This is a genomic window from Sphaerisporangium dianthi, assembly GCF_042654065.1.
GTDB lineage: Bacteria > Actinomycetota > Actinomycetes > Streptosporangiales > Streptosporangiaceae > Sphaerisporangium > Sphaerisporangium dianthi.
This window is the reverse complement of the sequence record NZ_JBHSFP010000002.1, coordinates 328,848-345,750: the sequence shown is the minus strand read 5'-3', so window position 1 is coordinate 345,750 and position 16,903 is coordinate 328,848. Positions and strand designations below refer to the sequence as shown.

16 protein-coding genes are annotated in these 16,903 nt (G+C 73.1%); 10 read left to right on the top strand and 6 right to left on the bottom strand.

Annotated elements, in window-relative coordinates:
• Positions 1-7 precede the first annotated feature (7 nt).
• A complete protein-coding gene (locus ACFO60_RS04660; RefSeq protein WP_380837339.1) occupies positions 8-556 on the top strand; it encodes a type 1 glutamine amidotransferase domain-containing protein in 549 nt (182 codons plus the stop codon).
• Between the two features lie 257 nt (positions 557-813).
• Positions 814-1,701, top strand: a complete 888-nt coding sequence (locus ACFO60_RS04655) for a sugar kinase (RefSeq protein ID WP_380837336.1) — start codon at positions 814-816, stop codon at positions 1,699-1,701.
• Between the two features lie 68 nt (positions 1,702-1,769).
• Here the strand turns inward: ACFO60_RS04655 and ACFO60_RS04650 are convergent, their stop codons facing one another.
• Positions 1,770-2,132, bottom strand: coding sequence for a peptidase inhibitor family I36 protein (locus tag ACFO60_RS04650; protein ID WP_380837334.1), 363 nt, complete (start codon positions 2,130-2,132; stop codon positions 1,770-1,772).
• A gap of 412 nt (positions 2,133-2,544) precedes the next feature.
• On the opposite strand from ACFO60_RS04650, the gene ACFO60_RS04645 reads away from it, so the two are divergent.
• On the top strand, positions 2,545-2,859 hold the full coding sequence (locus tag ACFO60_RS04645; protein ID WP_380837331.1) for an ArsR/SmtB family transcription factor: 315 nt from the start codon (positions 2,545-2,547) through the stop codon (positions 2,857-2,859).
• Positions 2,859-3,401, top strand: coding sequence for an SRPBCC family protein (locus tag ACFO60_RS04640; protein WP_380837328.1), 543 nt, complete (start codon positions 2,859-2,861; stop codon positions 3,399-3,401). The genes ACFO60_RS04645 and ACFO60_RS04640 overlap by 1 nt, the downstream gene beginning before the upstream one ends.
• Here ACFO60_RS04640 and ACFO60_RS04635 read toward each other — a convergent pair.
• Positions 3,396-4,706 (bottom strand): cytochrome P450 family protein, encoded by a 1,311-nt coding sequence (locus tag ACFO60_RS04635; RefSeq protein ID WP_380837325.1) that lies wholly within the window; start codon positions 4,704-4,706, stop codon positions 3,396-3,398. The genes ACFO60_RS04640 and ACFO60_RS04635 overlap by 6 nt on opposite strands.
• A gap of 182 nt (positions 4,707-4,888) precedes the next feature.
• The gene (locus tag ACFO60_RS04630; RefSeq protein ID WP_380837322.1) at positions 4,889-7,303 is read right to left on the bottom strand and encodes a GcvT family protein; all 2,415 of its coding nucleotides are present in this window, start codon (positions 7,301-7,303) and stop codon (positions 4,889-4,891) included.
• A 71-nt stretch (positions 7,304-7,374) separates the two neighbouring features.
• Between ACFO60_RS04630 and ACFO60_RS04625 the strand changes: the two genes are divergently transcribed.
• Both ACFO60_RS04625 and ACFO60_RS04620 read left to right on the top strand, forming a co-directional pair.
• Positions 7,375-8,442, top strand: a complete 1,068-nt coding sequence (locus ACFO60_RS04625; RefSeq protein WP_380837319.1) for a phosphotransferase — start codon at positions 7,375-7,377, stop codon at positions 8,440-8,442.
• 89 nt (positions 8,443-8,531) lie between these two features.
• A complete protein-coding gene (locus tag ACFO60_RS04620) occupies positions 8,532-10,082 on the top strand; it encodes an amino acid permease (protein ID WP_380837316.1) in 1,551 nt (516 codons plus the stop codon).
• 123 nt (positions 10,083-10,205) lie between these two features.
• Here ACFO60_RS04620 and lipB read toward each other — a convergent pair whose 3' ends face one another.
• On the bottom strand, positions 10,206-10,865 hold the full coding sequence (gene lipB / locus ACFO60_RS04615; RefSeq protein WP_380837313.1) for a lipoyl(octanoyl) transferase LipB: 660 nt from the start codon (positions 10,863-10,865) through the stop codon (positions 10,206-10,208).
• Positions 10,866-10,988: 123 nt separating this feature from the next.
• The gene (locus ACFO60_RS04610; RefSeq protein WP_380837310.1) at positions 10,989-11,192 is read right to left on the bottom strand and encodes a PspC domain-containing protein; all 204 of its coding nucleotides are present in this window, start codon (positions 11,190-11,192) and stop codon (positions 10,989-10,991) included.
• A 146-nt stretch (positions 11,193-11,338) separates the two neighbouring features.
• Between ACFO60_RS04610 and ACFO60_RS04605 the strand changes: the two genes are divergently transcribed.
• Positions 11,339-11,917, top strand: a complete 579-nt coding sequence (locus tag ACFO60_RS04605; protein ID WP_380837307.1) for an LURP-one-related family protein — start codon at positions 11,339-11,341, stop codon at positions 11,915-11,917.
• A gap of 173 nt (positions 11,918-12,090) precedes the next feature.
• On the top strand, positions 12,091-14,535 hold the full coding sequence (gene hrpB / locus ACFO60_RS04600) for an ATP-dependent helicase HrpB (RefSeq protein ID WP_380837304.1): 2,445 nt from the start codon (positions 12,091-12,093) through the stop codon (positions 14,533-14,535).
• A gap of 107 nt (positions 14,536-14,642) precedes the next feature.
• Here hrpB and cynR read toward each other — a convergent pair whose 3' ends face one another.
• The gene (cynR, locus tag ACFO60_RS04595; RefSeq protein ID WP_380837301.1) at positions 14,643-15,584 is read right to left on the bottom strand and encodes a transcriptional regulator CynR; all 942 of its coding nucleotides are present in this window, start codon (positions 15,582-15,584) and stop codon (positions 14,643-14,645) included.
• Between the two features lie 75 nt (positions 15,585-15,659).
• Between cynR and ACFO60_RS04590 the strand changes: the two genes are divergently transcribed.
• Positions 15,660-16,256, top strand: a complete 597-nt coding sequence (locus ACFO60_RS04590) for a carbonic anhydrase (protein WP_380837298.1) — start codon at positions 15,660-15,662, stop codon at positions 16,254-16,256.
• Between the two features lie 113 nt (positions 16,257-16,369).
• Complete coding sequence (gene cynS, locus ACFO60_RS04585; RefSeq protein WP_380837295.1) at positions 16,370-16,840, top strand: cyanase; 471 nt, start codon at positions 16,370-16,372, stop codon at positions 16,838-16,840.
• Positions 16,841-16,903 lie beyond the last annotated feature (63 nt).

Sequence of the window (16,903 nt, the reverse complement as noted above, 5' to 3'; positions counted from 1 at the left end):
AGGCAGCATGCTCCAGGGCAAGACGATCGCCTTTCTTGTGGCCCCAGAGGGCATCGAGCAGGTCGAGCTGACCGAGCCGTGGAGGGCCGTCGAACAGGCCGGGGGCACTCCGCGCCTGATCTCCACCCAGCACGGCAAGGCCCAGGCGTTCAACCACTTCGACAAGGCCGACGCCTTCGACGTCGACGCGACCGTCGACGAGGTGAGCGTGGACGACTTCGACGGACTGGTGCTGCCCGGCGGCGTCGCCAACCCCGACACCCTGCGGATGCACGAGAACGCCGTACGGTTCACCCGCGGCTTCTTCGACGCCGGCAAGCCGGTCGCCGCGATCTGCCATGCGCCGTGGACGCTGATCGAGGCCGGTGTCGTGGGCGACCGCGCGGTGACGTCGTGGCCGAGCCTGAAGACCGACCTGCGCAACGCGGGCGCGTCCTGGGCCGACCAGGAGGTCGTGGTCTGCGCCAACGGGCCGAACAAGCTGATCACCAGCCGCAAGCCCGACGACCTCAAGGCCTTCTGCCAGGCGGCGATCGACGCCTTCGGCGGAAACTGACCCCGATCGGCGGCGCGGCCCGCGCACAGAGCCCGCGCCGCCGGCTCGCGGCCCGTGCACAGGCCCCGCCCGTCGGCCCGCGACCGGCGCACGGGGCCCGCGCCGCCGGCCCGCGGCGCGTCGCCCGAGGACGGCAGCGCGTCGCCCGAGGACGAGCGAAGCGAAACCTGTCATCTCGTTGTGAGTGATATCGGTCTCTGCCATGCTTGCCGCCATCAGCGGCAGATGGGCATGTCGCCTGGCACGAAAGAACTGACATGACCGAGATATTCACTCTCGGCGAGGCGCTGGGCGTCGTCTCCGCCGACCGCCTCCGGCACGACACCGATGTCCGGCTCGACGTCGCGGGCGCCGAGTTCACCGCCGCCATCGGCCTGGCCCGGCTCGGCCACTCCGTGACCTGGCTCGGCCGCGTCGGCGCCGACGAGCTGGGCGCCCGCATCCTCACCGTGCTGCGGGGCGAGGGGGTGGACGTCTCGCACGCGCAGACCGACCCCGCCGCGCCGACCGGTCTGGCCGTCAGGCAGCGGCGCATCGGCCGGGTTGGGCACGTCGTCCACTATCGGGGCGGCTCGGCCGGCTCGCGGCTCGGGCCGGGCGACATCCCGGCGCGCGCCCTGCAGGCCGCCAAGGTGCTGCACGTCACCGGCATCACCCCGGCACTCAGCGGCACCGCGTGGAGCGCGGCCCACCACGCGATCAAGCTCGCCAGGGAGGCCGGGGTCGCGGTGTCGGTCGACGTGAACCACCGCCCGCAGCTCTGGGTCGACCGCCAGGAGGCCGTCGAGGCGCTCACCGAGCTGGCGGCCGGCGCCGACGTCCTCTTCGCGAACCAGGACGAGCTGCAGCTCATCGAGCCGGCCATTGGAACGGTCCGTGAGCTGGTGGTGACCCGCGGCGGCAAGGGCGCGAGCGCCACCGTCAACGGCATGCGCTACGACGCCCAGGCCGCCCCGGTGACCGTCGTCGACCCCGTGGGCGCGGGCGCGGCCTTCGCCGCCGGCTACCTCAGCGGGATGCTGGAAGAGCTCCATCCCACCGACCGGCTGCGCCGCGGCTCCGCCCTCGCCGCCTTCACCATCGCGGGACACAGCCCCTGGCAGGGCCTGCCGACCCGCTCGGAGCTGCCTCCGCTCACCTTCTGACACGACGTGCCGGGAGCTACAAGGCCGGGCCGGCGCCGCGGGGTGCCGGGCCGGGCCGGCGCCGCGGGCTACCAGGCCAGGCCGACGCTGAGGCCGTTCGGCCACACCACCGGCTGGGAACTCGACTGGCCGGCGATGACGACGATCTTCCCCGTGCAGCCGGCGGCGGAGTACACCGCCGCCGTCGCGGGGATGCCGGGCGAGCCGTAGGTGTTCTTGATCGAGGCGACCGGGAACGGCGTGTTCACGCATCCGGCGCCGGCCCGCAGATAGATCATCTTGCCGGTGAAGTTGTAACCGCTGTAAGCGCAGATGGACCCCGGCTTGCAGGCCTCTTCGGCGGCGTTCGCCGCCTGCGGCGCGAGCGACAGCACCGCGGCTCCCGCGACGACGGCCAGCGAGACGAGACGCGCGCCTAGGCGTACGGACATCGAGTACCCCCTTCTCAAATGATCACGGACTGTTCCGGCCACACCACCGGGCCCGATCGGCGCCCCCGGTCTCCTGGCGCCGCCCGGCGAAGGCGACCGGACGAGAAGCGGAGCGGCCGCACCCCTTGCTCCGGCCGCTCCGCCGCCGGCTCCATGCGCACATTCGGAGCCGGTTCGCTCTCCGCATCAACGCACCCGCCGCGGAGGCGGTCAAGCCTCCGCCGGGCGGGCGGCGTGTCGTCCATGGCCGGCGCGCCGACCGGCGCCGCCCGCCATGAATATTTCGCCCCCTCCCCGCCCCCTCCCCGCCGCTCCCCCGCCCGGCCCGCGACCGGGACGCCCTCCCCGCCGCGCGTCCCATTCCGCTTGTATGCTTTGCGAGGCATATACCTCATGCGGCATACTGACTGGTGTGCCCGATGTCATCTGGTCCGTGCTGATAGATCCGCACCGCCGCGCGATGCTCGACCTTCTCCGCGAAGGTCCGCGCACCGTCGGCGAACTGGTCGACGCGCTGCGCCTGTCGCAGCCCACCACGTCCAAGCACCTGCGCGTGCTGCGCGACGCCGGCTTCGTCCGGGTCGCCCGCGACGCGCAGCGCCGGGTGTACACCATCGAGCCGGCGCCGCTGGCCGAGCTGGACGCATGGCTCGCCCCCTACAGGCGGCTGTGGAACGAACGGCTCGACGCCCTCGGGCATCACCTCGACACCACGAAGGAGACCTGATGGATCTCGGAACCTACGGCGAACACCAGGGCCGCCCGGCCGTGCGCTTCGAGCGCGTCTACGCCCATCCGGTGGAACGCGTCTGGCAGGCCGTCGCCACTCCGGAAGGACTGGCGCACTGGTTCCCGTCGGCCGTTGAGCTCGAACCGCGCGAGGGAGGGACGATCACCTTCTCCGGCGACCCGAACATGGAGCCGACGACCGGCACCGTCGTGGCGTTCGAACCGCCGCGGCTCCTGGCCTTCACCTGGGGCGGCGACGAGCTGCGCTTCGGCCTCGAACCGGCCGGCGACCACGGCTGCCGGCTGACGCTCGTCAACGTCCTCGGCGAGACCGACGCCGCCGCCCGGAACGCGGCCGGCTGGAGCGTCTGCCTGGCCGAGCTGGACAAGCACCTGGCCGGCGCCGAGGCCCACGGGCCGCACAGCGCCACCGCCCTGTCGTGGAAGCCGTTGTACGAGGCGTACGTCGCCTCGGGCATGCCGTCCGGCGCCGCCGTCCCCGGCATGCCGGCGGAGGACGGCCCGGTCACGGGCTCATAGGCGGACGGGCAGCCGGGCGAGCCGCCAGGAGCCCGGCATGAGCTCGCGGTCCAGGTCCTCGGGGGCGACGGCCAGGGCGAGGCCGGGGTAGCGCCGCAGCAGCCCGCCGAAGGCCACTTCGGCCTCCTGGCGCGCGAGCGCGGCGCCCAGGCAGTAGTGCAGGCCGCTGCCGAACCCCACGTGGGTCTCCCTGCGGCCGTCCGGCTCGCGGGTGATGTCGAGCCGTCCCGGCTCGGCGAACACGCGCGGGTCGTGGTTGGCGCCGACCAGCACCGCCATCACCGCCTCGCCCTTGCGCACCGGCATGCCGCCGATCTCGACGTCCTCCTTCGCGTACCGCAGCCGGGTGCCCTGGACGGGCCCGCACCAGCGCATCAGCTCGTGCACGGCGCGGGGCATCAGCGCCGGCTCCTCGCGCAGCAGCGCGAGCTGGCCGGGATGGGCGAGCAGCGCGGCGACCCCGTTGCCGATCAGGTGGGCGGTGGTCTCGTGCCCCGCCAGCACCAGGGTCAGCACGAGCGTGACCATCTCGGTGTCGCCGAGCCGGTCGCCGTCCTCGTCGTGGGTGCGGATGAGCCCGGTCAGCAGGTCGCCGGTGGGCGCGGCGCGGCGCCGCGCGATCAGCTCGTGGATGTGGTCCACCATCTCGCGCAGGGCGGCGGCCATGCCGCCCGCCTCCAGGGCCACCAGCGCCTTGCCCCACTCGCGCCACTGGCGGCGGTCCTCCTGCGGGATGCCGACCAGCTCGCAGATGACCGTGATCGGCAGCGGGTAGGCGAAGTGCTCGATCAGGTCGACGACGTCGTCTCGCGCGAGGCCGGGGAGCCGGTCGAGGAGGGACTCGGTGATCTCCTCGACGCGCGGCCTGAGCGCGAGGACCCGGCGCGCGGTGAACGTGCGCGACACCAGCCTGCGCAGCCGCAGGTGGTCCTCGCCGTCGGTGTCCAGGATGCCGTCGAAGATGTACCGCGCGTACTCCTCGGGGATGCCGCGCGCCTCCGCCTCGCGCTCGCGGAGGTTCCCGACGTCCAGGCCGGGGACGCCGGTCGGGTCGTTGACGAAGCGCGTGTCGCCGAGGACGCTCTTGACGTCGTCGTACCGGGTGACCACCCAGATGGGCGTGCCGCGCCCGAAGAAGGTGCCGCGGACCAGGGGCGCCCGCTCGCGCAGCCGCGCGTAGCCGCCGAACGGGTCCCGCATGAGCTCGACGTCCATCAGGTTCACCGTCTCGCCCGCGCCGGCGGGGTCCGCCGCGCGCGTGGTGCCGGTGATGCCGGTGCCGGACGTGCTTGCGCCAGTGCCCATGCCGCCTCCTCGGGCGTCGGGTGGTGTCACGCGTGGTGGGCTCCTCCTCGTCGACCGCTCCGCGTGTTCGGCGACCCCCGGGTCGGGACGCGGCGGAATCAGGAGGACCGCGTACATCTTGCGCGCTGGGAGCGCTTTTCAACCCTGCCGCACCGCAACTGTGGAACGGTTGTGAACAGACCTCAGGATCCGGGCAGGTGGCGCACCCGCTTGTTGCCCGGGTCGTAGAGCGGCTCGGCCGCGATCTCGGCCGGCACCCAGCCGCCGTTGACCCCCACCTCGACCGGCCCGGCGGCCCCCGCCTCCTGCTCGCCCGCCGGCAGGTAGGCGTAGGCGATCGAACGGTCGACGCGATGGCCGTACCCCCCGCTGGTGACCCGGGAGGCGGGGACGCCGCCGACCCGCACCGGCTCGCCGCCCAGGCAGACCTGCCGCGGGTCGGCGAGCACCAGGCAGCGCAGCGAGCGGCGGGGGGCGGTGAGCGCGTCGCGCCCGAGGAAGTCCTTGCCCGCCGCGACGGCGAAGCCGAGACCGGCCTCCAGCGGCGTGGTCTCCGGGGTGATGTCCAGCCCCCAGACGCGGTACCCCTTCTCCAGCCGCAGGCAGTCGAGGGCCCGGTAGCCGGCCGGGCGCACGCCGTGCGGCGCGCCCGCCTCCATGAGCACGTCCCACAACGTGAGGCCGTACTCGGAGGGACAGTAGAGCTCCCACCCGAACTCGCCGGCGAAGGTCACCCGCTGGGCCAGCACCGGCACGTTCGCGACGCTGATCTCGCGCGCCCGCATGTAGCCGAAGGTCAGGTCGTCGTCGCTGAGCTCTCCGAGGACGTCGAGCGCCTTCGGGCCCCACAGGCAGTAGCAGGCGTACGCCGAAGTGACGTCCCGCACGTCGAGCCCGTGGCGGCGCAGCCAGGCGGCGTCGTGCACCCCGAACGCCGTCCCGGTGACCACGCGGAAGCGGTCGGCGGCCAGGCGGGTGACGGTCACGTCGGCCTCGATGCCCCCGCGCTCGTTCAGCATCTGGGTGTACACGACCGAGCCGGCGGGCCGGTCGAGGTCGTTGGCGCACAGCCGCTGCAGGCCGGCCAGCCCGGTGACCTCCAGTTTGGCGAACGAGGTCTGGTCGAACAGCGCGGCGGCGTCGCGGGCGGCCAGGCACTCGGCCCGGACGGCGGGCGACCAGAATCGGCCGGCCCACCCGGCCGGCCGGAACCGCTCGTCCTCCTCGGGCGCCGGCACGCCGGCGAACCAGTTCACCCGTTCCCAGCCGGCCTTCTCGCCGAACTCGGCCCCGAGCTCGGCGTGGCGGGGCCAGGCGGGCGACCGGCGCAGCGGGCGCGCCGCCGTGCGCTCCTCGCCGGGATAGACCACGTCGTAGTACTTGCTGTAGGAGTCCAGCGCCTTGGCGCGAGCCCACCGGGAGCCGCGGGCGTGCGCGCCGAACCGGCGGACGTCCATGCCGAAGACGTCGTACTCGGGTGTGCCGTCCACGATCCATTCGGCCATGACCTTGCCCACGCCGCCCGCCGCCGCGAGGCCGTGCACGCAGAACCCGGCCGCGACCCAGAGGCCCGCGACCGAGGTCTCGCCGAGGAGGAACTCCCCGTCGGGGGTGAACGCCTCCGGCCCGTGCACCACCTTGGCGAAGTCCGCCGCGTCGTCTCCGCCGGCGCCGGCCAGGCCGGGGAGCCTGCGCCGCGCCGACCGCCACGACTCGGCGAACTCGGCCATGTCGGGCTCGAACAGCGTCCGCGGCTCGGCGAGCGGCGTGGCCGCCTCCCAGACCCGCGGCGTGCGGATGTACCCGCCGACGAGGATGCCGCCGTCCTCCTCCCGGAAGTACACGATGTTGTCCGGGTCGCGGACGGTGGGCGTCGAGGCCGGGACGCCGAACGGCCGGGTGACGACGTACTGGTGCTTGATCGGCACGATGGGGATGTCGGCCCCGGCCATCCGCCCGAGCCTGCCGGCCGCAGCTCCCGCCGCGTTGACGACGGTCTCGGTGGCGATGAGCTGCTCTCCCGCCCGGACGCCGCGCACCCGCCCGTCCCGGACGTCGAAGCCGGTCACCTGGACGCCGGTGACGATGCGCACGCCGAGTTTCTCGGCGCCGGCGGCGAGGGCGCGGGCGAGGCTCGCCGGATCGAGCCAGCCGTCACCCGGCAGCCACAGGGCCGCGCGCACGTCGCCGACCTCCAGCGACGGCAGCATGGCCTGCGCCTCGCGCGCCGAGACGAGGTCCAGGTCCAGCCCGTAGGTCTCGGCCGCGCCGGCCTGGCGCAGCAGTTCCTCGTGCCGCTCGGCCGTGGTGGCCAGCCGCAGGCCGCCCACGCCGTGCCAGCCGGGGTCGAGCCCGGTCAGCTCGCGCAGCTCCGGGTACAGCCCGGCCGAATACATGATCATGCGGGTCTGGGTGACCGTCGACCTGAGCTGGCCGACGAATCCGGCCGAATGCCACGTGGTGCCTTCCGTCAGCCCGTGCTGTTCGAGCAGGATGACATCGGTCCAGCCGAGTCGTGCCAGGTGGTAGGCGACACTGCACCCGGCGACGCCGCCGCCGACGACCACGGCCTGCGCCTCGGCGGGAAGTTTCACCATCGGTACCCCCGTGTAACAACCGGCCCACAGAATCGGATCAATGGTCTGAAGGTAGACCAAAGGAGGCCCGCGTGCCAGACCTCGGCTCCGCGCTCGAACTCGTCGCGGCCTGGGCGGGCCGGCCCGTCACCCCTACCCAGATCAAGGGCGGTCTGAGCCACCACATCGTCCGCCTCGACGCCGAGGGCGGCGACCGCTGGCTGCTGCGCGTCCTCGACCCGCGGGTCTCCTCCGCCGGGCTCGGCATCCCGCTCGACCTGGAGATCGTCAACACGGTCAGGGCCGCCCAGGCCGGGGTGGGCGCGCAGGTGCTGCTGCGCCTGCCCGGCGCGGTGCTGCTGGAGTACATCGACGGGGTCACCCTCGACGCCACGGCGGTGCGCGACCCGAAGATGACCGAGGGCATCGCCGAGGCCTGCCGCCGCCTGCACGCGGGGCCGCCCTTCGCCACCGACTTCTCGATCTTCCGCAAGCTCGACGAACTGCTCGCCCTGTGCCGCGCCCACGCGCTGCGCGTCCCGGCCGGGTATGAGGACCGGCTGCCCGTGGTCGCCGAGATCGAGGCCGCGATGGCCGCGCGGCCCCTGCCGGCCGTCCCCTGCCACAACGACCTGCTGCCGGAGAACTTCATCTTCGACGGCACCGCCGTCCGCATCGTGGACTACCAGCTGTCGGGCAACAACGACCCGGCGTTCGAGCTGGGCGACATCGCGGCCGAGGCCGACTACGAACCCGCGATGGTCAGACGGTTGACGCGGGCCTACTTCGGGGACGAAGATCCCGCGGCAAGGGTCCAGCTCTACCTGATCATGTCCAACTTCACCTGGACGCTGTGGTTCAGCGTCCATCACGGCCTGCTCGCCGAGCAGGCCGCGGCGGCCGACTTCGACTACGAGGCCGAGGCCGCCGACAAGTTCGCCCAAGCCGTCCGTGATCTCGACGATCCCGGGTTCGGCCGGCTCATCGACGACGTCCGAGGCGGGCCACGCCCGGCGGGAGGCGCGGTGCCGCCGCCCGCCCCGCCGCCCGCGCATCCCTCACCGACCCATCCCCCCGCCGGCGACCCGCCGGCCCACCGCTCCGCCGGCGCCCCACCCCCGGGAAGCGCCACCGCGGCGCAGGACCCGCCGGCCGACTGATCCCGCCCATCCTCCTGGCAGCCCTCTCGCCCTTCGCACACCCCCCGCATCGCATCACGGCACCACCCGCGCCACGCAAGGAGGCCTGAATGGCCCAGCCCATCCTCGACGACGACGCCAAACGCCTCGCCGAACTCGGTTACAAGCAGGAGCTCTCGCGAAGCTGGAGCGGCTTCTCCAACTTCGCGATCTCCTTCTCGATCATCTCCATCCTGGCCGGATGCTTCACCACCTTCAGCCAGGCGTGGAACAACGGCGGGCCGATCGCCATCTCCATCGGCTGGCCGCTGATCTCGGCGTTCATCCTCATCATCGGCTTCTGCATGTCCGAGCTGGTCTCGGCCTACCCGACGGCCGGCGGCATCTACTGGTGGGCCGCCAAACTCGGCAGACCCGTCCACGGATGGTTCACCGGCTGGCTCAACCTGATCGGCCTCATCGCGGTCACCGCCTCGGTGGACTACGGCTGCGCGACCTTCCTGAACATCACCATCGGACGGTTCAGCGAGAGCTGGGCGAACGGCAACGCGCTACACCAGACGTTCCTGCTGTTCGCGATCGTCCTGGTGCTGCACGCGCTCATCAACATCTTCAGCCACCGGCTGATCTCGCTGCTGCAGAACATCTCGGTGTGGTGGCACGTGTTCGGCGCCGCCGCGGTCGTGCTGATCCTGATCTTCGGGCCGTCCGACCACCAGAGCGTCGGCTTCCTGTTCGAGCGGTTCAACAACTCCGGCTTCGGCTCCGGCGCCTCGGGGCCGACGTTCTGGCTGTACGTGCTGCCGCTGGGCTTCCTGCTGACGCAGTACACGATCACCGGCTTCGACGCGTGCGCCCACGTCTCGGAGGAGACGCACGGCGCGGCCACGTCCGCCGCGAAGGGCCTGTGGAAGTCGATCTTCTACTCGGCCATCGGCGGATGGATCCTGCTGCTGGCCTTCCTGTTCGCGGCCACCGACGTCGACGCCGTCAACAAGGAGGCGGGATTCGTCGGCGCGATCTTCACCTCGTCGCTGACGCCGGGCCTGGCCACGGTGATCTTCGGCATCTCGACGATCGGCCAGTTCTTCTGCGGCATGAGCTGCGTGACCTCGATGTCCCGCATGACCTACGCGTTCTCCCGGGACGGCGCCGTCCCCGGCTGGCGGCTGTGGTCGCGCGTCGACCGCAACAGGACGCCGGTCAACGCGATCATCGCCGGCTGCGTCGTGGCCCTGCTGATCACGCTGCCGGCCCTGTACGCCCCTTCCGGGACCACCACCCCCGTGGCCTTCCTGGCCGTGGTGTCGATCGCGGTGATCGGCCTCTACCTGGCCTTCCTCATCCCGATCTGGCTGCGGCTGCGCATGGGCGCCGCCTTCCGGCCCGGGCCGTGGACGCTGGGCGGCAAGTACAAGGTGCTCGGCTGGATCGCGGTGATCGAGATCGCGATCATCTCGGTGTACTTCATCCTGCCGGTGAGCCCCGCCGGCGTGCCGGGGTCCGCGGACTTCACCTGGACGTCGGTCAACTACGCGCCGATCGCCGTCGGCGCCGTGCTGCTCGGCATCGCCCTGTGGTGGAACCTGTCGGCGAAGCACTGGTTCACCGGGCCTCGCCGCAACGTCGACGAGCTTCCGCTGGACGAGCCCGTCAGCTGATCCAGGCGCGCGCCCGGACGGCCCGCGCACCGAGCGCCTCGTCCCGCGCGCTTCGTCCCGCGCACCGGCACGGCCCGCGCCCCGCATCGCGGAGCGCGGGCCCGTCGCCGCCGGCGCGGCCTTTCAGGAGGCGGACGCCTCGTACGCCTCGGCGACCACCCGGCGGACGTGCTCGGCGGACGGGCGCTCGGGCAGCTCGCGGGCCAGCGAGGTCATGTCCACATCGGGCATGCCGCACGGGATGGCGTGGTGCCACGGGTCGAGGTCGCCGTCCACGTTCAGCGCGAAGCCGTGGCTGGTGACTCCACGGCCGGCCCGCATGCCGATCGAGACGATCTTGCGGCCGGTCTCGCGCGTCCACACGCCGGTGAGCAGCTCGGACCCCGGCGGGGTCTCGCGGCGCTCGGCCGCGAGGCCGAGCTTCTCCAGCGCCTCCACCATGCGCAGCTCCACCTCGCGGACGTAGTCCACGACGCCCTCGTCCGGGCGGAGCCGGACGACCAGGTAGCCGACGAGCTGCCCGGGCCCGTGGTAGGTCAGCTGGCCGCCCCGGCCGGTGAGGACGACCGGGATGCCGTACGAAGGGTCGGGCAGGTGCTCGGCGGCGGTGCGCTTGGTGGCCGTGTACACCTGCGGGTGGCTGAGCAGCCACAGCGTGTCCGGCGACTCGTCGCGCTGCCGCGCGGCGACCATCTCGTTCATGCGGTCCATGGCCTGCTCGTAGTCGACCAGGTCGTCCTGGATCAGGGCCAGCGGCCGCGCACGTACGCTTCGTTCGCTCACGCTCCCGAGCATACGTCCTACGAAAGGACGACATTCGCCGGTGTCAGGCCGCGGGCCGCCCCCCGTCCGCGCGGCCGGCGCGCGCCGGCCGCGGGCCCGGGGGCCGACGGGCCTCGGGCGGCGTCAGTGCCGGTAGGACGCCGTGTCGTACGCCGCGGGAGCCTTCGGCACGAAGGCCCACATGATGAGGTAGATGATGAACTGCGGGCCTGGCAGGATGCACGACAGGACGAAGAGCAGGCGCACCATGGTGGGCGGCCAGCCCCACTTGTCGGCGATGCCTCCGCAGACGCCGGCGATCATCTTGTGTCTTCTCGATCTGTACATAAGACTCCTCCCCCGTTCCTTTGTCTTGACCAACGAACGACACTCCTGCCCCGTTCCGGAACCGACATTCGTCACCAGGGGGCCACGCACGTCTTCACAAGGCCGGGAAGCCTTAGGGTGGCAATCCCCTGACTATGGAGAACAACGTGGACCTCCCCACCCTGCAGGCCCAGCGCCGCCTGATCGTCCGGCAGAAGATCACCATGATGGTGAACCGCTATGTGGTCCACATTGAGCAGCCGGACGGCTCCGAGGGGCCGATGGTCGCCTTCGCCGAGCAGAAGCGCCTGGCGTTCAAAGAGCAGGTCACCCTGTACACCGACGAGTCGCGCCAGTTCGTCCTCGCCGGGTTCAAGGCCCGCAAGGTGCTCGACCTGGGCAGCGGGTACGACGTCTTGGACCATGCCGGCCAGCCCATCGGCTTCTTCCGCAAAGAGTTCGGCGCGTCGCTGCTGCGCTCCACGTGGCACTTCCAGCAGCCCGGCATGCCGACGTTCACCGGTCAAGAGCGCAACGTGCTGGTCAGCATCCTGCGGCGGTTCGTCGACTCGCTGTCGTGGCTGCCCTACCACTTCGACTTCGGCGCCGGAGCGCAGATCGCCTTCTCGGTGGACCGCAAGTACGGCCTGCGCGACCGGTACATCGTGGACGTCCAGGACCCCCGGCTGGACCGGCGGCTGATCATCGCGATGGCCGTCGCCCTCGACGCGCTCCAGGCCCGCTGACCCCCGCCGCCGCCCGGCGGCCCACGTCATGATCGGCGCCACGTGGGCGGACCGCCTCACCACCGGCACGGCCCGGTAACAGGCGAGGCGGTGGACCGCCACCGCGGCCGTCCCCCCGGCGGCCGCGGCCACCTGCTCGCCCGTCGCCCGGCCGGTTGCGGCAAGCTCGGTACATGACCGTCGACGAGTCGCGCGCCGGAGACCTCCCCGTCCGCCACGTGCTTCCGGAGCTGCGCGCGGCGCTGGAGGGGACCGGCGGCGCCGTGCTGGCCGCGCCGCCGGGCACCGGCAAGACGACCCTGGTGCCGCTGGAACTGGCCGGCCTGCGCTCCGGCGGCCCGCCGCGGCGGGTGATCGTGGCCGAGCCGAGGCGCATCGCGACCCGGGCGGCGGCCAGGCGCATGGCTTGGCTGCTCGGCTCGCGGGTCGGCGAGGAGGTCGGGTTCACCGTGCGCGGCGAGCACCGGCCCGGCCGGCGGGTCCAGGTCATGACGACGGGCGTGCTGCTCCAGCGGCTCCAGCGCGATCCGGAGCTGGACGGGGTCGACGCCGTGCTGGTCGACGAGTGCCACGAGCGCCATCTCGACGCCGACACCGCGCTGGCGTTCCTGCTCGACGTCCGGGCGACCCTGCGGCCTGACCTGTGGCTCCTCGCCGCCTCCGCGACCGCCGACACCGCGCCCTGGTCCCGGCTGCTCGCGGAGGCGCCCGTCGTGCGCGCCTCGGGCACGACGCACGCCGTGCGGGTGGTGTGGGCCCCGCCGCCGCGCCCGGTCGCCCCTCCGCACGGCATGCGCGTCGACCCCGCGCTGCTCTCCCACGTGGCCGGGGTCGTCCGGCTGGCCCTCGCCGAACGCGAGGGCGACGTGCTGTGCTTCCTTCCCGGCGTCGGCGAGATCGGCCGGGTGGCGGCGGCGCTCGCCGGCCTGCCCGGCGAGGTCGACGTCCTGCAGGCGCACGGCAGGGCCGAAGGGCTCGACGCGGTGCTGTCGGCCGGGCCGCGCCGGCGGGTGATCCTCGCGACGTCGGTGGCCGAGTCCAGCCTGACCGTTCCCGGGGTGCGGGTGGTGGTGGACTCGGGGCTCGCCCGCGAGCCGCGCACCGACCACGGCCGCGGTCTCGGCTCGCTCACCACCGTGCGGGTCTCCCGCGCCTCCGCCGAGCAGCGGGCCGGGCGCGCGGGACGGGAGGCGCCGGGCACCGTCTACCGGTGCTGGACCGAGGCCGAGCACGGCCGGCTCCCCGACCAGGCCCAGCCCGAGATCGCCCTGGCCGACCTGACGGCGTTCGCGCTCCAGGCGGCCTGCTGGGGGACGCCGGACGCCTCCGGGCTCGCGCTGCTCGACCCGCCGCCCGCCGCGTCCATGGCCGTCGCCCTGCGCACGCTGCGGGCGCTCGGCGCGCTGGCGGACGGGCGCGTCACCGAGCGTGGCCGCCGGATGGCCGCGGTCGGCGTCCACCCCCGGCTCGCCCGCGCGCTGCTCGACGGGCCGCCCCGGGCCGCCGAGGTGGTCGCGCTGCTGTCGGAGGACCTTCCCCGATCGGCGTCCGACGACCTGGTGGCGGTGTGGCGGGAGGCCCGGCGCGGCGGGTCCCCCGCCTGGCGCAGGGAGACCCGCCGCCTCACCCAGGCCGCCCAGTCCGCCGGACGCGGCACCCCGGGCGACGGCGGGGCGGGCGACGACGCGGTGGCCGGGCTCGTGGTGGCCCTGGCCTACCCCGAGCGGGTGGCGCGCCGCCGCTCCGGCGGCTATCTCATGGTGTCGGGAACGGCCGCGGAGCTGTCCCGCGACTCCCGGCTCGCCTCGGCCGAGTGGCTGGCCGTCGCGGTCGCCGACCGGCCGACCGGCTCCGCCTCCGCGCGGGTGCGGCAGGCCGTGGTGATCGACGAGGACGTCGCGAGACAGGCCGCCGTGCCGTTCCACCAGGTCGAGGAGGAGATCCGCTGGGAGGGCGACGTGGTGGCCCGCCGGGTCGAGCGCCTCGGTGCGATCGAACTCGCCTCCGCCCCGCTGCCGGACGCCGACGTCAGCGAGGCGATCATGTCCGGCCTGCGCGCCGAAGGGCTCTCCCTGCTCCGCTGGACGCCGGAGGCCGTGACGCTGCGCGACCGCATGGCGTTCTGCCACCGGGTTCTCGGCGGGGCCTGGCCGGACGTCTCCGACGCCGCCCTCGTCGAGACGGCGCCCTCCTGGCTCGACCTGCCGCGGCTGCGCCGCCGCTCCGACCTGGCACGGGTCGACATGGCGGCGGCGCTGAAGCGGCTGCTGCCGTGGCATCTGCGGCTCGACGAGGTCGCCCCCGAACGGATCACCGTGCCGAGCGGGTCACGGGTGCGCGTCGACTACTCGGGGGACCAGCCGGTGCTGGCCGCCAAGCTGCAGGAGCTTTTCGGCTGGGATGCGGCGCCGCGCGTGGCCGGGGTCCCGCTGGTGGTCCACCTGCTGTCCCCGGCGGGCAGGCCGGCCGCCGTCACCGCGGATCTCGCCTCCTTCTGGCAGGAGGGCTACCGCTCCGTCCGCGCCGAACTGCGCGGCCGCTACCCCCGGCACCCCTGGCCGGAGGACCCCCGCACCGCCACCCCCACCCGCCGCACCAACCCCCGCGGCCCCGCCTGACGCGAGATCCCGCGACCGGCACAGGACCGGCCGTGGCCCTGACCGGCAGCCCCGTCGTGGGAGTGCCACGCGGCGCGCAGGTTCTTGGGCGCAGGCCCTGCGGCAGGTCACGGGGGCGGGGTGTAGCCGCGGGTGTGGACGAGGTCGTGGGTGAGGCGGGCGAAGGCCTGGCCGGCGGCGCCGTGGTAGGCGCCGTCGCGCCGCAGGAGGGCGACGGTGCGGGCGGGCAGGGGCGGGTCGAGGGGGATGGGGCCGAGGTGCGGGTGATCGTGGGTGATGGCGTCGGGCAGGACGGTCGCCAGGGAGGTGCGCTGGACGATCTCGGTGATGGCCTGGATGGAGTTGGCCTCGACCGCGATGCGGGGGCTGACGCGATGGCGGGTCAAGTAGGCGTCGATGTGGGCGCGCGTGGCGAAGTCGCTGCTGAGCAGGACGAGCCGCCGCTCGTTCAGATCCTGAACCCGCACGGGCTCCTGGCGGGCCGTTTCGGCGTGGCGGGCGGCGGCCACGAGGCCGAGGGTCTCGGTGAACAGCGGCGTGGCGGTGACGCCGGGCAGGTGAGGACCGTCGAAGGCGATGCCGAGGTCGAGATCGTCGGCGAGCAGGGCCGACTCGACGCGGTCCTGGGTCGTCTCCGCCACCGTCAGGGTGATGCCGGGATGGCGGGCGTGGAACCGGGCGGTGAGCGGGCCGACGAGGTAGGCGGTGAAGGTCGGGGTGACGCCCAGGCGCAGGTGGCCCCGCGAGAGGTCCTGGACGTCGTGGACGGCGCGTTCCGCGGCGGCCAGGTCGCGTAGCGCGTGCCGGGCGTGGCCGAGGTAGGCCTCGCCGGCGTCGGTGAGCCGTACGGCACGGCCGGTGCGGTCCAGCAGCCGCGCTCCCAGCGCTCGTTCGAGCTGTCTGATCTGCTGGGACAGGGTCGGCTGGGAGATGTGCAGGTCTTCCGCGGCACGGGTGAAGTTGCCGTGCTCGGCCACGGCGAGCAGATAGCGCAGGTGACGCAGCTCCACGGGCATGGAGAAACTATAGACGACAGCAATGGCGATCATGTCCGATGCGTCTTGGACACTATAGGACCAGGTCACGCATAGTGGAGGGCGTCACCCAGGTTGAAGGAGCGCCTCATGCATGATCTCGCCGAGGGCGTCGCGCGTTTTCAGCAGGACGTCTTCCCCGCCAAGGCCGAGCTGTTCGCCCGCCTGGCCACGCACCACTCGCCGCACACGCTGTTCATCGGCTGCTCCGACGCCCGCGTCGTGCCTGAGCTGATCACCGGCTGCGAGCCGGGCGAGCTGTTCGTCGTCCGCACGGCCGGCAACCTGGTCCCCGCGTGCGCTCCCGGCGATGACGGGGTCGCGGCCAGCATCGAGTACGCCGTCGCCGTGCTGGGCGTCTCCGAGATCATCGTCTGCGGGCACTCCGCGTGCGGCGCGATGACCGCCCTCGCCCACGGCCACGACCTCAGCGCCACTCCGTCGATCGCCGGCTGGCTGCGGCACGCGAACGCCTCGCGGGCCCGCGCCGCCACCGCCTCCGGCGACGTCGCGGCACTGGTGCGCCACAACGTGCTCGCGCAGCTGGCGAACCTCGCCACTCACCCGTCGGTCGCCCGTGCCCTCCGCGAGAACACCGTCGCCTTGCGCGGCTGGGTCTACGACATCGGCACCGGCGGCGTCGAGGAACTCGACGCGACCGGCTCCGAGACCGCGTTCGTGGCCTGACCCGAGCGCTCCCCCCGACTCGGTTCCGGTTCGCCGTCCGCGGCCGGGATCACCACAGAGCCGCCGCCTCGACGTCCCGCGAATCGGCGCACGAAAGACAAGGAGTACCGATCATGGTGCACGCTCAGATCGACCCCGCCGCCCGTCAGGCGCTCGCCGTGGCCGCGGTCGAGGCCAAGACCCGTAAGAACCTCACCTGGCAGCAGATCGCCGACGCCTCCGGCCTGTCGGTGGCCTTCACCACCGCCGCCGTCCTCGGCCAGCACCCCCTGCCGGAGAGGTCCGCCACGGCCGTCGCCGAACTGCTGGGTCTGGACCAAGACGCCGCGATGCTGCTGCAGACCGTCCCGATGCGCGGCTCGATCGCCGGCGGCGTCCCGGCCGACCCCACGATCTACCGCTTCCACGAGATGCTCCAGGTCTACGGCACCACCCTCAAGGCACTGGTCCACGAGCAGTTCGGCGACGGCATCATCAGCGCCATCAACTTCAAGCTGGACGTGAAGAAGGTCGCCGACCCCGAAGGCGGCGAGCGCGCCGTCATCACCTTGGACGGCAAGTACCTGCCCACCAAGCCCTTCTGACCGCGAGGACGCGGGTGAGCACCTCGCGCCGCGCGAGGAGGCGGCGACCAGGTCCACCGGCTG

Bases quoted from the DNA above. Each gene is read 5' to 3' on its own strand.
- ACFO60_RS04660 (WP_380837339.1), top strand. From the start codon at position 8: ATGCTCCAGGGCAAGACGATCGCCTTTCTTGTGGCCCCAGAGGGCATC.
- ACFO60_RS04655 (WP_380837336.1), top strand. From the start codon at position 814: ATGACCGAGATATTCACTCTCGGCGAGGCGCTGGGCGTCGTCTCCGCC.
- ACFO60_RS04650 (WP_380837334.1), bottom strand. From the start codon at position 2,132: ATGTCCGTACGCCTAGGCGCGCGTCTCGTCTCGCTGGCCGTCGTCGCG.
- ACFO60_RS04640 (WP_380837328.1), top strand. From the start codon at position 2,859: ATGGATCTCGGAACCTACGGCGAACACCAGGGCCGCCCGGCCGTGCGC.
- ACFO60_RS04635 (WP_380837325.1), bottom strand. From the start codon at position 4,706: ATGGGCACTGGCGCAAGCACGTCCGGCACCGGCATCACCGGCACCACG.
- ACFO60_RS04630 (WP_380837322.1), bottom strand. From the start codon at position 7,303: ATGGTGAAACTTCCCGCCGAGGCGCAGGCCGTGGTCGTCGGCGGCGGC.
- ACFO60_RS04620 (WP_380837316.1), top strand. From the start codon at position 8,532: ATGGCCCAGCCCATCCTCGACGACGACGCCAAACGCCTCGCCGAACTC.
- ACFO60_RS04610 (WP_380837310.1), bottom strand. From the start codon at position 11,192: ATGTACAGATCGAGAAGACACAAGATGATCGCCGGCGTCTGCGGAGGC.
- hrpB (WP_380837304.1), top strand. From the start codon at position 12,091: ATGACCGTCGACGAGTCGCGCGCCGGAGACCTCCCCGTCCGCCACGTG.
- cynR (WP_380837301.1), bottom strand. From the start codon at position 15,584: ATGATCGCCATTGCTGTCGTCTATAGTTTCTCCATGCCCGTGGAGCTG.
- ACFO60_RS04590 (WP_380837298.1), top strand. From the start codon at position 15,660: ATGCATGATCTCGCCGAGGGCGTCGCGCGTTTTCAGCAGGACGTCTTC.
- cynS (WP_380837295.1), top strand. From the start codon at position 16,370: ATGGTGCACGCTCAGATCGACCCCGCCGCCCGTCAGGCGCTCGCCGTG.